Source organism: Azotobacter chroococcum (assembly GCF_004339665.1).
Classification (GTDB): domain Bacteria; phylum Pseudomonadota; class Gammaproteobacteria; order Pseudomonadales; family Pseudomonadaceae; genus Azotobacter; species Azotobacter chroococcum.
Map to the genome: position 1 here is coordinate 104,629 of NZ_SMMU01000005.1, position 15,087 is coordinate 119,715.

Annotated in this window: 13 protein-coding genes; 11 read left to right on the forward strand and 2 right to left on the reverse strand. The window is 68.3% G+C overall.

The features are described 5' to 3' along the window. Nucleotides 1-37 precede the first annotated feature (37 nt). The 3 genes from dapD (at nucleotide 38) to EV691_RS06780 (ending at nucleotide 2,838) form a co-directional block, all read left to right on the forward strand. Entirely contained in the window at nucleotides 38-1,072 is a 1,035-nt protein-coding gene (gene dapD / locus EV691_RS06770; RefSeq protein WP_131301349.1) for a 2,3,4,5-tetrahydropyridine-2,6-dicarboxylate N-succinyltransferase, read from the forward strand. Nucleotides 1,073-1,225: 153 nt separating this feature from the next. Further along, nucleotides 1,226-2,431, forward strand: a complete 1,206-nt coding sequence (locus EV691_RS06775; RefSeq protein WP_131301351.1) for an aminotransferase class V-fold PLP-dependent enzyme — start codon at nucleotides 1,226-1,228, stop codon at nucleotides 2,429-2,431. Further along, nucleotides 2,428-2,838, forward strand: coding sequence for a SufE family protein (locus EV691_RS06780; RefSeq protein ID WP_131301353.1), 411 nt, complete (start codon nucleotides 2,428-2,430; stop codon nucleotides 2,836-2,838). The genes EV691_RS06775 and EV691_RS06780 overlap by 4 nt, the downstream gene beginning before the upstream one ends. Here the strand turns inward: EV691_RS06780 and EV691_RS24120 are convergent. Next, complete coding sequence (locus EV691_RS24120; RefSeq protein ID WP_131301354.1) at nucleotides 2,835-4,058, reverse strand: alpha/beta hydrolase; 1,224 nt, start codon at nucleotides 4,056-4,058, stop codon at nucleotides 2,835-2,837. The two genes, EV691_RS06780 and EV691_RS24120, sit on opposite strands and share 4 nt — an antisense overlap. A gap of 312 nt (nucleotides 4,059-4,370) precedes the next feature. Here EV691_RS24120 and kdpF point away from each other — a divergent pair, with 312 nt between their 5' ends. The 8 genes from kdpF (at nucleotide 4,371) to kdpE (ending at nucleotide 14,136) form a co-directional block, all read left to right on the forward strand. Then, nucleotides 4,371-4,463 carry a K(+)-transporting ATPase subunit F gene (gene kdpF / locus EV691_RS06790; RefSeq protein WP_131301356.1) on the forward strand — a complete coding sequence of 31 codons (93 nt, stop codon included), beginning with the start codon at nucleotides 4,371-4,373 and terminating at the stop codon, nucleotides 4,461-4,463. Then, the gene (gene kdpA, locus EV691_RS06795; RefSeq protein ID WP_131301358.1) at nucleotides 4,460-6,178 is read left to right on the forward strand and encodes a potassium-transporting ATPase subunit KdpA; all 1,719 of its coding nucleotides are present in this window, start codon (nucleotides 4,460-4,462) and stop codon (nucleotides 6,176-6,178) included. Before kdpF ends, kdpA begins: the two co-directional genes overlap by 4 nt. Nucleotides 6,179-6,187: 9 nt before the next feature. Further along, nucleotides 6,188-8,281: a potassium-transporting ATPase subunit KdpB gene (kdpB, locus tag EV691_RS06800; protein ID WP_446681727.1), complete on the forward strand. Its 2,094-nt coding sequence runs from the start codon at nucleotides 6,188-6,190 to the stop codon at nucleotides 8,279-8,281. Between the two features lie 15 nt (nucleotides 8,282-8,296). After that, nucleotides 8,297-8,872, forward strand: a complete 576-nt coding sequence (gene kdpC, locus EV691_RS06805) for a potassium-transporting ATPase subunit KdpC (RefSeq protein ID WP_131301360.1) — start codon at nucleotides 8,297-8,299, stop codon at nucleotides 8,870-8,872. A gap of 26 nt (nucleotides 8,873-8,898) precedes the next feature. Continuing rightward, nucleotides 8,899-9,255, forward strand: coding sequence for a TorF family putative porin (locus EV691_RS06810; protein ID WP_131301362.1), 357 nt, complete (start codon nucleotides 8,899-8,901; stop codon nucleotides 9,253-9,255). A 491-nt stretch (nucleotides 9,256-9,746) separates the two neighbouring features. After that, a complete protein-coding gene (locus tag EV691_RS06815) occupies nucleotides 9,747-10,532 on the forward strand; it encodes a transporter (protein WP_131301363.1) in 786 nt (261 codons plus the stop codon). 183 nt (nucleotides 10,533-10,715) lie between these two features. Further along, entirely contained in the window at nucleotides 10,716-13,436 is a 2,721-nt protein-coding gene (gene kdpD, locus EV691_RS06820) for a two-component system sensor histidine kinase KdpD (RefSeq protein WP_131301365.1), read from the forward strand. A 7-nt stretch (nucleotides 13,437-13,443) separates the two neighbouring features. Further along, nucleotides 13,444-14,136, forward strand: a complete 693-nt coding sequence (kdpE, locus tag EV691_RS06825) for a two-component system response regulator KdpE (protein ID WP_089168914.1) — start codon at nucleotides 13,444-13,446, stop codon at nucleotides 14,134-14,136. 5 nt (nucleotides 14,137-14,141) lie between these two features. Here the strand turns inward: kdpE and tcdA are convergent, their stop codons facing one another. Then, entirely contained in the window at nucleotides 14,142-14,954 is an 813-nt protein-coding gene (gene tcdA / locus EV691_RS06830; protein WP_131301367.1) for a tRNA cyclic N6-threonylcarbamoyladenosine(37) synthase TcdA, read from the reverse strand. Nucleotides 14,955-15,087 lie beyond the last annotated feature (133 nt).

Sequence of the window (15,087 nt, forward strand, 5' to 3'; positions counted from 1 at the left end):
CCGGCGCCTTCACGAATCAGCAACAAGGAACGCCCCCATGTCCACTACCCTGTTCAGCCTGGCCTTCGGCATCGGCACCCAGAACCGCCAGGGCGCCTGGCTGGAAGTCTTCTACGCGCTGCCGCTGCTCGCGCCGGCCGCCGAGCTGGTTGCCGCCGTCGCGCCGATCCTCGGCTATGAGGGCGGCAACCAGACGATCGCCATCGACACCGACCAGGCCGCCGAGCTGGCCAAGGCGCTGAAGAGCATCGACCCGGTCCAGTCGGCTCTGCTCACCCGCCTGGCCGAGGCCCAGAAGCCGCTGGTCGCCACCCTGCTGGCCGAGGACGCCACCCTGACCTCCACCCCGGAGGCCTACCTCAAGCTGCACCTGCTCTCCCACCGGCTGGTCAGGCCGCACGGGCAGAACCTCGCCGGGATCTTCCCGCTGCTGCCCAACGTGGCCTGGACCAGCCACGGCGCCATCGATCTGGGCGAGCTGCCGGCCCGCCAGCTGGAAGCGCGCCTGAAGGGCGAGCTGCTGGAAGTCTTCTCGGTGGACAAGTTCCCGAAGATGACCGACTACGTGGTACCGAGCGGGGTGCGTATCGCCGACAGCGCGCGCATCCGCTTGGGCGCCTACATCGGCGAGGGCACCACGGTGATGCACGAGGGCTTCGTCAACTTCAACGCCGGCACCGAAGGGCCGGGAATGATCGAAGGCCGCGTTTCGGCCGGGGTGTTCGTCGGCAAGGGCTCGGACCTCGGCGGCGGCTGCTCGACCATGGGCACCCTGTCCGGCGGCGGCAACATCGTGATCTCCGTGGGCGAAGGCTGCCTGATCGGCGCCAACGCCGGCATCGGCATCCCGCTGGGCGACCGCAACACCGTGGAGTCCGGCCTCTACGTCACCGCCGGCACCAAGGTCAACCTGCTCGACGGCAAGGACGCGCTGGTCAAGGTGGTCAAGGCCCGCGAGCTGGCCGGCCAGCCGGACCTGCTGTTCCGCCGCAACTCGCTGACCGGCGCGGTGGAGTGCAAGACCCACAAGTCGGCGATCGAGCTGAACGAGGCGCTGCACGCCCACAACTGATCGCCGCGCCCGAACGTAGGAGCCGGCTTGCTGGCGATCTGCCCGAACGGCCTGGATCGCGGGCAGGCTCGCTCCTACACTGGACTGCGTCACTCCGACCAGTGATCGCCGGCGATCCTGCCGGCTTCCTCCACCATGACAGCAGCGCCGACCATGTCCCTTCCCTCTCCCTGGCGCGCCGACTTTCCGGCCTTCGCCGCCTTCGGCCGGGACTGCCAGACCTACCTGGACAGCGCCGCCACCGCGCAGAAGCCGCAGGCGGTGCTGGACGCCCTGCTCGGCTACTACGCCGGCGGCGCGGCCAACGTGCATCGCGCCCAGCACACCCCCGGCGAGCGCGCCACCCTGGCCTTCGAGGGCGCGCGGGCGAAAGTCGCCGCCTGGCTGAACGCCGACAGCGCCAGCCAGATCGTCTTCACCCGCGGCGCCACCGAGTCCCTCAACCTGCTCGCCTACGGCCTCGAACACCTGTTCGCCGCGGGCGAGCAGATCGCCGTCAGCGCCCTGGAGCACCACGCCAACCTGCTGCCCTGGCAGCAGCTGGCGCAGCGTCGCGGCCTTGAACTGCTGGTGCTGCCGCTGGATGCCGCCGGCGACATCGACCTGAAGCAGGCCGAGCGGCTGATCGGCCCGCGCACCCGGCTGCTCGCCGTCAGTCAGCTGTCCAACGTGCTCGGCCGCTGGCAGCCGCTCGAGGCGCTGCTCACCCTGGCCCGCGCCCGGGGCGCGCTGAGCGTGGTCGACGGCGCCCAGGGGGCGGTCCACGGCCGCCACGACCTGCAGGCGCTGGCCTGCGACTTCTACGTGTTCTCCGCGCACAAGCTCTACGGCCCGGACGGCCTCGGCGTGCTCTACGGCCGCCCGCAGGCCCTGGAGCGGCTGCGTCACTGGCAGTTCGGCGGCGAGATGGTCCAGCAGGCCGACTACCACGAGGCGCACTTCCGCCCGGCGCCGCTCGGCTTCGAGGCCGGCACCCCGGCGATCGGCGCGGCCATCGCCTTCGGCGCCGCCCTCGACTACCTCGAGGGGCTGGACGGCGAGGCGGTCGCCGCCCACGAGGCGGCCCTGCACGCCCGCCTGCTCGCCGGGTTGCGTGCCTTCGACGGCCTGCACCTGCTCGCCGAGCCGCACACCGCGCTGGCCAGCTTCGTGGTCGAGGGCGTGCACAATGCCGACCTGTCCCAGCTGCTCGCCGAACAGGGCGTCGCCGTGCGCGCCGGCCAGCACTGCGCCATGCCGCTGCTGCGCCGCCTCGGCCTGCCCGGCGCGCTGCGCGTGTCGCTGGGCCTGTACAGCGAGGGGGACGATCTCGAACGCTTCTTCGCCGCCCTCCACCACGCCCTGGCGCTGCTGCGATGAGCCTGCCCGCCGCCGCCCGCGAGGCCCTGGCGGCCTTCGCCCAGTGCCCCGGCTGGGAACAGCGCGCGCGCCTACTGCTGCAGTGGGGCGAGCGCCTGGAGCCGCTGGACGACACGGAACGCTGCGAGGCCCATCGGGTGCACGGCTGCGAAAGCCAGGTCTGGCTGCTCGGCGAACGGCGGGACGGCCGCTGGCATTTCCGCGCCGGCAGCGACGCGCGCCTGCTGCGCGGCCTGCTGGCGGTGCTGCTGGCACGGGTCGAGGGGCTGACCGCGGAAGAGCTGCAGGCGGTGGACCTGGCCGACTGGTTCGCCCGCCTCGGCCTGTCCCGCCAGCTCTCGCCGTCGCGCAGCAACGGCCTGAACGCCGTGCTGCAGCGGATGCGCGAGCTGGCCGCGCAGGGTTAGGGTTTCCGTTCGAGCCGGCCGGTCGCCTCCAGCCAGTGGGCGGCATCCTGCTCCAGCCACAGGCGCGCCGGCGCGGCGGCGCGCACCCGGGCGTCGAGGAAGGCTAGGCTGAGGCTCAGCAGACTGGCCATCTGGCGCGGATCGGCGCGCTCCTCCATGCCCTGGCCATGGCCCAGCCGGCCGCCCCCGCCGGGACCGCCACCCTTGCCGCCGGGACGGCCGCCGCGCCCGCCTTTCTCGCCGCCACCGCCTGCGGGGCCCCCGGCGCCAGGTCCACCGCCTCCACCGGGTCCTCCGCCGACCTCCGGCCGACCACCCGCCGGACGTCCGCCTTCGCGCCCAGCGCCCGGCCCCGGCATGGCCTCGAACGAGCCGCTGAGCAGCCGGTGGCTGGCCTCGGCGGCGAGCAGCTGGTAGCTGCCGGACGCCTGCAGCCCCTGCCAGAGCCGCTGGCGGCGGCTCGGCGGCTCCACCCAGCCGAAGGGGTCTTCGTCGCGCGGCCCGGTGACCGCCAGCAGCGGCGTGCCGATACGCCCGAAGCGACCGTCTTCGCTCTCCTCGGCCACATAGGGACTGAGCAGGATCGCCGCCTTCGGCCGCCAGCCGACCGGCGCCGCCGCCCCGGCAGAACGCTCGCCGGCCAGGGCGGCGGCGGTCTGTGCGCCGAGATCGAAGCCGGCCACCGCCAGCGTCTGCCAGTCGACCCCGGCCAGGCTCGGCTCGCCGGCCTGCGCGCGGCTGCGCAGCTCCGCCAGCACCTGCTCGAGCACCGCGATGCGCGCCGCCAGGGCCTGGTCGGCGAAACTCCTCTGCGCCAGGGAGCGGAACACGCCGGCCTGCGCCTCGGGACGCGAATAGACCGCCCGTCCGTAGGACTGCGGCTGCACCGAGAGCACCGCATAGCCGGCCTCGGCCCAGGCCCGGCGCCACTGCACGCCGGCCCGGCTGCCCTCGCCGAGCCCCGGCAGGTAGAGGATCAGCGGCGCGCCCTTGGCCTGCTCCGGCGCCAGCCAGCTGACCTCGACCGCCTGCCCGGCGACCTGCCATTCGGCGTCCCAGCCGCGCACCGGCAGGCGCGCGGGCGGCCGGTAGGCGCCCTCCAGGTGACGTTCGAAGCCTTCGCCGGGCGGCCCCGGCGGCTCGGGCCGGCCAGCGCAGGCGGCCAGTGCGGTGCCGACGGCAAGCGGCAGGAAAAGGCGCAAGAGGATGGATTTCGGCATTCGCACAACCCCCGGAACGATCGGAACGGCGGTCGATGGTGCCAGTCGGAGCGGCAGGCGGGGGTCAGGATTGGGTAAGCGTCGGGTAAAGAATCCCGCTAGCCGAGCCTTCATCCGGTTTCTTTATAGGTTCTTTATCCGCCGCCCCGCCCTTTTTCGAACCTTTTGATACCGCCCTGCCTAGCATGACGGTACCAATCGAACGAATCCGCAAGGAGGATTCATGGACCTCGTGTATCTGGGCGCCATCGGCCTGTTCTTCGCGCTGATGGTGGGTTTCGCGGTCGGCTGCGACCGCCTGGGAGGCCGCCGATGAGCTGGCCCTACGTGCTGGGCGGCCTCGCGGCCGCCGGGCTGCTGGTCTATCTGCTGGCCGCCCTTCTCAAGCCGGAGGACTTTTCATGAGCCTGCATGCCTGGCTGCTGCTCGGGGCCTTCCTGGCCGTCCTGCTGCTGACGACAAAGCCCCTGGGTCTCTACATCGCGCACCTCATGGAAGGACGATTGCGCTGGGCGCGACCGCTGGAGAACGGCCTCTACCGCCTGTGCGGCGTGCGTCCCGACGAGGAAATGGGCTGGCTGCGCTATGCCCTGGCGCTGCTCCTGTTCAACGCCCTCGGCGTGCTGGCCGTCTACGGGCTGCAGCGCCTGCAGGCCGTGCTGCCCCTGAACCCCCAACAGATGGCCGCCGTCGCGCCGGACTCGGCGTTCAACACCGCGGTGAGCTTCGTCACCAACACCAACTGGCAGGGGTATGCCGGGGAATCCACCCTGGGCTACCTGGTGCAGATGCTCGGCCTGACGGTGCAGAACTTCCTCTCGGCGGCGACCGGCATCGTGGTGGTCATTGCCCTCGTCCGCGGCCTCGCCCGCCACAGCGCATCGACGCTCGGCAACGCCTGGGTGGACCTGACCCGCGCCACGCTCTACCTGCTGCTGCCCCTTTCCCTGGCGATGGCGGTGTTTCTGGTCGGCCAGGGCGTCATCCAGAACTTCGACGCCTATCGCGAGGTGGCCACCCTCGAACCGGCCCAGTCCGGGCCGCAGCTGCTGGCGATGGGTCCGGTGGCCTCCCAGGAGGCGATCAAGATGCTGGGCACCAACGGCGGCGGCTTCTTCAACGCCAACTCGGCCCATCCCTTCGAGAACCCCACGCCCCTGACCAACTTCGTGCAGATGCTGGCGATCTTCCTGATTCCCGCAGCCCTCTGCGTCACCTTCGGGCGCATGGTCGGCGATACCCGCCAGGGCTGGGCCATCCTGGCGGCGATGACCCTGCTGTTCGTGGTCGGTGCCTGGGCGGCGATGAGCTTCGAGCAGCAGGGCAATCCGCGCCTGGCCGCCCTCGGCGTGGATCAGGCGGCCAGCGTCTGGCAGGCCGGCGGCAACATGGAGGGCAAGGAAACCCGCTTCGGCATCGCCACCTCGGCGCTCTTCGCGACCATCACCACCGCCGCCTCCTGCGGCGCGGTGAATGCCATGCACGACTCCTTCACGCCCCTCGGCGGCCTGGTGCCCCTGGCCAACATGCAGCTTGGCGAGGTGGTGTTCGGCGGCGTCGGCACCGGCCTCTACGGCATGCTGGTGTTCGCCGTCCTCGCGGTGTTCATCGCCGGCCTGATGATCGGCCGCACCCCCGAGTACCTGGGCAAGAAGATCGAAACCCACGAGATGAAGATGAGCGCCATCGCCATCCTCGTCACGCCCCTGCTGGTGCTCCTCGGCACGGCCCTCGCGGTGAGCACGGAAGCCGGCCGGGCAGGCATCGCCAACCCCGGCACTCACGGCTTCTCGGAGATCCTCTACGCCCTCACCTCGGCGGGCAACAACAACGGCAGCGCCTTCGCCGGCCTGTCCGCCAACACCCCGTTCTACAACCTGCTGCTGGCGGCGGTCATGTGGCTCGGACGCTTCGGGGTGATCGTCCCGGTACTGGCCATGGCCGGCGCCCTCGCCGCCAAGAAACGGATCGCCGCGACCGCCGGAACCCTGCCCACCCATACCCCCCTGTTCGTGGCCCTGCTGATCGGCACGGTGCTGCTGCTGGGCCTGCTCAACTACGTGCCGACCCTGGCCCTAGGCCCGGTCGTCGAACATCTGGTGCTGTGGATGAAGGCCTGAGGAGAACCTATGGAAACCATCATGACCAACAAGAAGACCTTCACCCTCTACGACCCGGGCCTGCTGCTGCCGGCCATGGGCGAGGCCCTGCGCAAGCTCCATCCGGCCGTGCAATGGCGCAACCCGGTGATGTTCGTGGTCTACGTCGGCAGCCTGTTCACCACCCTGCTCTGGCTGCAGGCCCTGACCGGCGAAGGCGAGGCGCCGGCCGGCTTCATTCTCGCGGTAACCCTGTGGCTGTGGTTCACCGTGCTGTTCGCCAACTTCGCCGAGGCGCTCGCCGAAGGCCGCAGCAAGGCCCAGGCGGCCTCCCTGCGCGGGATCAAGAAGGAAACCTGGGCCCGGAAGCTGCAGGAGCCGCGCTACGGCGCCGAGTGGCAGTCGGTGCGCGGCAGCGAGCTGCGCAAGGGCGACGTGGTACTGGTCGAGGCCGGCGACCCCGCCGTTTCGCTGATTCCCGCCGACGGTGAGGTGATCGAGGGCGTGGCCTCGGTGGACGAGTCGGCGATCACCGGCGAATCGGCACCGGTGATCCGCGAGTCGGGCGGCGATTTCTCGGCGGTCACCGGCGGTACGCGGGTGCTCTCCGACTGGCTCGTCGTGCGGGTGACCGCCAATCCGGGCGAGACCTTCGTGGACCGCATGATCGCCATGGTGGAGGGCGCCAAGCGCCAGAAAACCCCCAACGAGATCGCCCTGACCATCCTGCTGGTGGCCCTGACCATCGTCTTTCTGAGCGTCACCGTCACCCTGCTGCCCTTCTCGTTGTTCGCCGTGGACGCCACGGGCGCCGGCAGCCCGGTGGGCATCACCGTGCTGGTGGCCCTGCTGGTATGTCTGATCCCCACCACCATCGCCGGCCTGCTCTCGGCCATCGGCGTGGCCGGCATGAGCCGTATGCTGCAGGCTAACGTGATCGCCACGTCCGGCCGCGCGGTGGAGGCCGCCGGCGACGTGGACGTGCTGCTGATGGACAAGACCGGCACCATCACCCTCGGCAACCGCCAGGCCGCGGCCTTCCTGCCGGCGGAGGGGGTGCGCGAGGCGGAGCTGGCCGACGCGGCACAGCTGGCCTCCCTCGCCGACGAGACGCCGGAGGGACGCAGCATCGTCGTGCTCGCCAAGCACAAGTACAACCTGCGGGAACGCAACATCCACGCCCTGGACGCCCACTTCATCCACTTCTCCGCGCAGACCCGCATGAGCGGCGTGAACCTGGGCGGCCGGCAGATCCGCAAGGGCTCCGCCGAGGCGATCCGCGCGCACGTGGAAGGCCTCGGCGGCAGCCTGCCCCGCTCCGTGGCCATCCAGGTCGGCGAGGTTTCCCGGCGCGGCAGCACGCCGCTGGTGGTCGCCGAGGACAAGCGGGTGCTGGGGGTGATCGAGTTGAAGGACACCGTCAAGGGCGGCATCAAGGAACGCTTCGCCGAACTGCGCCGGATGGGCATCAAGACGGTGATGGTGACCGGCGACAACCGGGTCACCGCCGCCGCCATCGCCGCCGAGGCGGGGGTCGACGACTTCCTCGCCGAGGCCACGCCGGAGGCCAAGCTGGCGCTGATCCGCCAGTATCAAGCCGAGGGCCGCCTGGTGGCGATGACCGGCGACGGCACCAACGACGCCCCGGCACTGGCCCAGGCCGACGTGGCGGTGGCGATGAACAGCGGCACCCAGGCCGCCAAGGAGGCTGGCAACATGGTGGACCTGGACTCCAACCCCACCAAGCTCATCGAGGTGGTGGAGACCGGCAAACAGATGCTGATGACCCGCGGCTCGCTGACCACCTTCAGCATCGCCAACGACATCGCCAAGTACTTCGCGATCATCCCCGCGGCCTTCGTCGGCACCTACCCGCAGTTGGCCGCGCTGAACGTGATGGGGCTGTCCAGCCCGGCCTCGGCGATCCTCTCGGCGGTGATCTTCAACGCGCTGATCATCGTCTTCCTGATCCCCCTGGCCCTCAAGGGCGTGCCCTACCGCCCCCTCGGCGCGGCCAGTCTGCTTCGTCGCAACCTGGCCCTCTACGGTCTCGGCGGGATCCTGGTGCCCTTCATCGGCATCAAGCTGATCGACCTGCTCTTGACCGCCACCGGCCTTGCCTGACCTGGAGATCCGCCCATGAAAACCCTCGTTCGCCCCGCCGTCAGCCTGTTTCTGCTGCTGAGCGCCGTCACCGGCCTGGCCTATCCCCTGGCGGTGACCGGCATCGCCAGGGCCGTCTTTCCCGAACAGGCCGCCGGCAGTCTGATCCTCGAGGACGGCCAGGTGGTCGGTTCGGAACTGATCGGCCAGCATTTCAGCGATCCGAAACACTTCTGGGGGCGCCCCTCGGCGACCGCTCCCCAGCCGTACAACGCGGCCGCCTCGTCCGGCTCCAACCTGGGGCCGCTCAATCCGGCCCTGATCGAGGCGGTCGAGGCTCGCCTCGAGGCGCTGCGCGCCGCCGATCCGGGCAACGCCCGGGCGGTGCCGGTGGATCTGGTCACTGCCTCGGCCAGCGGTCTCGACCCGCACATCAGCCCGGCCGCGGCTCTCTGGCAGGTGCCCCGGGTGGCCCGCGCCAGGGGCCTGGCCGAAGCGCAGGTCAGATCCCTGGTGGAAGGCCATGCCGAAGGCCGCCAATGGTGGCTGCTCGGCGAGCCGCGGGTGAACGTGCTGAAGCTCAATCTCGCGCTGGATGCCCTGGGGCAGTGATGCCCCCTTTTCGTGAGCCGAAACCCATGACCCTCAAGCATTACGCACTGACCACCCTGGCCAGCGCGAGCCTGACGCTCGCCGCCGACCAGCCTCAGGCGATGCCGCACAGCTTCACCGCCAATCTCGGCCTGTTCAGCGAATACCGCTTCCGCGGCATCGACCAGACCTTCGGCAGGCCTGCCCTGCAGGGTGGCTTCGACTGCAGCCATGCCAGTGGCTTCCATGCCGGCAACTGGAACGCCAACCTCAGCAGCGAGCGGCCTGGGCTATCCGGGCGGCCGCCTGGAAAAGGATTTCTGCGGTGGCGACAAGAGCCGGGGCGGCGACTTCCCTCTGGATACCAACCAAGCAATAAAATTCACCATGCATTGAAAACATGAAAAAGACAGAGACTTTATGCCGTTCGACTTGTTACTGCAGAGAGCTACTTCCTGAGCCTGCACGCTTGGCTGGGCCAGTTGGCTTTATCGCTCATAGGCACGAACGGACAAAACCATCTTCAACATATTCGAAAGTAGTGTTTGCCTGAGAAATCTGGAAGCCGAGGGGCATCCTGCCTCGGGAATGCCAAGAGCCGTATTCCCTTCGGCTCATTCACGAGGCAAGTTTTTCGTAAGCATAAAGCCAAAAGCGATCTTTCAAACAGCCCCCTAGTAGTGCGAGTCGTAAATTCGCTGCGAATCCCTTGAGAAAAACGCGAAGTTACGCATTGAAAGCTGCTTGCGAATTGATGATTCACCGTACTAGTAGGGCGAGTCATAAATTCGCATGCTGTTTTCAGCATATAAGCCCTTGTTTCTTTTTGAAAAATCGCGGCAAATTTGCGACTCATACCACTAGTTGATCATTGTAATTAATCGAGAGGAATTCCATGTCTCGTCGAGTGTGCCTTATCGCATCCGTTGCAACGCTCGTGATGGTGACCGCCCAAGCAGAAGAGGAGCCCGCCCTATGCACGGACCGTCCGACCAAAGCCAATAGCGTGTGCACGGTGCCTGACGGCTTCTGGCAGATCGAAAGCGACGCGTTCAGCTACACCCACTACAGAGATGAGGGCGTCACGACCAACACCTGGCTTGTGCCCAATCCAACGATCAAATATGGTCTGGATGACAGGTCCGACATCGAGTTCAACTGGGCACCTTATGTGTCGGTTAAAACAGACGATGAACACCGGCTGAATGGCATCGGTGACGCTTACCTGCGTTATAAACGGCGCCTGACGGACGAGGGCGCCTCAGTTGGTGCTTCGATCATTCCATACGTCAAGATTCCCACGGCGAAGCGCGGTATCGGCAATGAACGGGTCGAGGGCGGCATCGCCGTGCCGATCAGTTTCTCTCTGCCAAACAGCCTTACACTCACACTGGGTCCGCAGATTGATGCCCTGCTCGATGCGGATCGAAACGGTTATCATCCCAACATTGTCAACCTCGTGAACCTGAGCGGACCGGTGGCACCCGGGCTTACGCTTTATGGCGAATTGTGGGTGTCTAACAACTTCGAGCCGGAAGGAACGTCTAGTCAATCTTCGGCAGACTTCGCTGCGGCGTATGCACTCAGTGAAACAGTGCAGCTCGATGTCGGCGCAAACTTTGGCTTGAACGACCACACGCCGGACTTCCAGTTCTATACGGGCTTTTCAACACGATTCTAAAAACTTCAAATTACCTACCCGGTCATGTTTACAGGCTCCGCATATTTGTTGACATTATGAATGTAAAAGCCAAACGTATATTGGTCGGGCAATAAAATTCACGATACATTGAAAACGAAAAAGGCGGCCGCAAATATCCAATATTTGATTGCCGACATTTTTGAAGGAGGGAGGATAAGAGCCATGCCAGTGATCCCCGAACCAACCACGCGTCGTCCCGATCCGGACGATCTGCTGGCCAGGCTCCAGTTGGAGGAGGCACGGACCAAGCGGGGCCGCCTGAAGATCTTCTTCGGCGCCTCGGCCGGCGTGGGCAAGACCTTCGCCATGCTGGTCGCCGCCCGCCAGCAGCTCGTCCAGGGCGTGGACCTGGTCATCGGCGTGGTGGAAACCCACGGACGCCAGGAGACGGCCGTACTGGTCGAGGGGGTCGAGCAGATCGCGCTCAAGGAAATTCCCTACCGCGGCCGGATACTGCGGGAATTCGACCTCGACCGGGCGCTGGCCCGGCGGCCGGCGCTCATCCTGGTCGACGAGCTGGCCCACGCCAACGTCGCCGGCTCCCGCCATCCCAAGCGCTGGCAGGACGTGGAGGAGCTGCTCGCGGCTGGCATCGACGTGTACTCCACGGTGAACGTGCAGCACCTGGAGAGCCTCAACGACGTGGTCAGCGGGATCACCGGCATCCGCGTCTGGGAAACCGTGCCGGACCGGGTGTTCGACGAGGCGGACGAGGTGGTGCTGGTGGACCTGCCACCGGACGAGCTGCTGCAGCGCCTGCGGGAAGGCAAGGTGTACCTGCCCCACCAGGCCGAGCGGGCGATCCGCAACTTCTTCCGCAAGGGCAACCTGCTGGCCCTGCGCGAGCTGGCCCTGCGTCGCACCGCCGACCGGGTGGACGAGGACGTCCAGCAGTACCGCCGCGACCAGTTGGTCACGCCAGTCTGGCAGACCCATGACACCCTGCTGGTGTGCATCGGCGCCGGCGCCGGCAGCGAGAAGCTGGTGCGCAGCGCGGCGCGCATCGCCGGACGGCTGGAAACCTCCTGGCATGCGGTCCATGTGGAGACGCCCGACCTGCAACGGCTGCCCCCGGCCGACCGCGAACGCCCCCTGAAGACCCTGCGGCTGGCCCAGGAGCTCGGCGCGCAGACCGCCACCCTGTCCGGAACCCGCGTGGAGGACGAGGCCGTCCGCTACGCACGGACCCACAATCTGTCGCGGCTCATGGTCGGACGCGACGACCCGCCGCTCTGGCGCTTCTGGCAGCGCTCGGTCGCCGACCGGATCGGCCGCCTCGCGGCGGACCTGGACGTGATCCAGGTGGCCCGGGCCGAGCGGGAAACCCCCCGGCAGGCGCGGCCCGCCAGGGAGCGGATCGCCCCCGCGGACTGGCCGGCCTACGCGCTGAGTGCCGCGGTATGCGGACTGGCCGGACTGGTCGCGGCGCCGCTCTACCCTTTCCTGGACCTGGCGAACATCGTGATGGTCTTCCTGCTCGCGGTGGTGACGGTCGCCGTCCGCTTCGGCCGCGGGCCGGCGGTGCTGGCCTCGTTCCTCGGCGTGGCCATCTTCGACTTCTTCTTCGTTCCACCGCGCTTCACCTTCGCGGTCGGCGACATGCAGTACCTGATGACCTTCGCGGTGATGCTGGTGGTGGGGCTGGTGATCGGCCAGCTCACCGCCGGCTTCAAGTACCAGGCGCAGGTGGCCGGCTGGCGGGAGGCGCGGGTGAAGGCACTCTACGAGATGTCGCGGGACCTTTCCGGGGCCCTGGTCCCGGAGCAGATCACCGAGATCGGCAGCCGCTTCCTCGCCACCGAAATGAACATGCGCGCGGCCTTCCTGCTGACCGATGCCACAGACCGGCTGGTGGTGCCGGCACAGGTCGCGGCCGGCTTTCCGGAGATCGACCCGGGCATCGCCCAGTGGGCCTTCGACCACGGCGAGGCGGCCGGCCAGGGAACCAACACCCTGCCGGCCAGCCCGATTCTCTACCTGCCGCTCAAGGCGCCGATGCGCTTTCGCGGCGTCCTGGCCCTCGAGATGCGCGACCCGGCCCGGCTGCTGGGCCCCGAACAGCGCCGGCTCCTGGACACCTTCGCCTCTCTGATCGCGATCGCCCTGGAGCGGGTGCATTACGTCAGCGTGGCCCAGGAAACCATGCTGCAGATGGAGTCGGAGCGCCTGCGCAACTCCCTGCTGTCGGCAATCTCCCACGACCTGCGCACCCCCCTGAGCGTGCTCATCGGCCTGGTCGACTCCATGTTCCTCAGCCAGCCGGCCCTCGACGAAGCGCAGGCCGGCATCGCCCGCAAGCTGCGCGAGCAGGCCCTGCGCATCAACGCCCAGGTGAACAACCTGCTCGACATGGCGCGCCTGCAGGCCGGCCGCATCCATCTCAACCGGCAATGGCAGCCCCTGGAGGAAGTGGTCGGCAGCGCCATCCGGAGCCTCAGGCCGATGCTGGCCGAGCATCGGCTCAAGGTGGACCTGCCGGACGACCTGCCGCTGGTCGAGGTCGATTCGGTGCTGATGCAGCGGGTGTTCTGCAACCTCCTGGAGAACGCGGTGAAATACACGCCGCCCGGCAGCGGCATCTGGATCGGTGCCTTCACCTCGGGCCGCCAGATGGAAATCCACGTCGAGGACAACGGTCCGGGTTTGCCGAAAGGACGCGAAGAGGCGATATTCAGGAAGTTCGAGCGGGGCCAGCAGGAGGGCAGCACGCCGGGCGTCGGCCTGGGCCTGGCCATCTGCCGGGCCATCGTCGAGGCGCACCGGGGAAGCATCCTCGCCCGCCCGCGACCGGGGGGCGGGGCCTGCTTCGTCATCACCCTGCCCCTCGGCAATCCGCCGCCCGTCGCACTGGACGATGGGCAATCCCCTCCACCCGGAAACTGAAGCCCTCATGTCCACGCCAACGCCGCGAGTGATCATTGTCGAGGACGAAGCCAACCTGCGCCGCTTCGTGCGCCTGGCCCTGGAAGCCGAGGGCTGCGAGGTCCACGAGGCGGACTCGGTCAGGCGCGGGCTGATCGAGGCGGGGACCCGCAAGCCCGACCTGCTCATCCTCGACCTCGGCCTGCCGGACGGGGACGGCATCGAGCTGATCCGGGATCTGCGGACCTGGTCCGACATCCCGGTCATCGTGCTGTCGGCCCGCACCGCCGAGGCGGAAAAGGTCACCGCCCTGGATGCGGGAGCCGACGACTACCTGTCGAAGCCCTTCGGCTCCGCCGAGCTGCTGGCCCGGGTCCGGGCGCACCTCAGGCGGCACCGCAGCGGCGCCGAGGGAGCGGAGTCGGTCCGCTTCGGCCCGGTGCGGATCGACTTCGGGCGGCGCCTGGTGGAAAAGGACGGCCAGCCCGTCCATCTCACCCCGATCGAGTTCCGCCTGCTGGCCTACCTGGTCTCGAACCCGGACTGCGTGCTGACCCACCGGCAACTGCTCAAGGCGGTCTGGGGTCCCACCCATGCCGAGGACAGCCATTACGTCCGCGTCTACATGGGCCATCTGCGCAAGAAGATCGAAAACGATCCGGCCAGCCCCGACTTCATCCTGACCGAGCCTGGGGTGGGCTACCGCTTCCAGATGCAATAGGGACATCAGGCGGAAGGCGCGCGCCGCTCCGCCGGACGCCGCGCGCCAGCCACCAGCTTGTCCACCGCCCTGGCCGCGGCGGCCATGCCGAAGCTGGCGGTGACCATGGTCACCGCGCCGAAGCCGCCGGCGCAGTCGAGCTTCACCCCTTCGCCGACGAAGCCCTTGCTCTGGCACACCGTGCCGTCCGGCTTGGGGTAGCGCAGCTGCTCGCTGGAGAACACGCAGGGCACGCTGTAGGTCCGTCCCGGCGTGCGCGAGAAGCCGTAGTCGCGGCGCAGGGTCGAGCGCACCTTGGCGGCCAGCGGGTCGTTGAAGGTCTTGTTCAGGTCGCCGACCTGGATCTGCGTCGGGTCGATCTGCCCGCCGGCGCCGCCGGTGGTGACGATGCCGATCTTGCGCCGCTTGCACCAGGCGATCAGCGCCGCCTTGGCCGCCACGCTGTCGATGCAGTCGATGACGAAGTCCAGGTCTTCGGTGATGTGTTCGGCCATGGTCTCGCGGGTGACGAAGTCGGCCACCGCATGCACCCGGCACGCGGGGCTGATGGCGCGCAGGCGCTCGGCCATCGCCTCGACCTTGGGCCGCCCGACGGCGCCCTCGAGGGCATGCACCTGGCGGTTGGTGTTGGTGATGCAGACGTCGTCCAGATCGAACAGGGAAATCTCGCCGACCCCGCTGCGCGCCAGCGCCTCCGCCGCCCAGGAGCCGACCCCGCCGATCCCGACCACCGCCACATGGGCCGCCGCCAGGCGGGCCAGGCCGTCACGGCCATACAGGCGGGCGATGCCGCCGAAGCGCTGATCTTCTGTAATCATTGACCTACCTCGCGAACAGGCGGGTATTATCGACGCTGGCGAGGCGGGATTGAAGCCTTCGCCGTGCTCCCGCGAGCAGCTCCCAGAACTTGCCTGCCCGGTCGTTGCCAAACGGCTGCAGGCTACGCCAGCC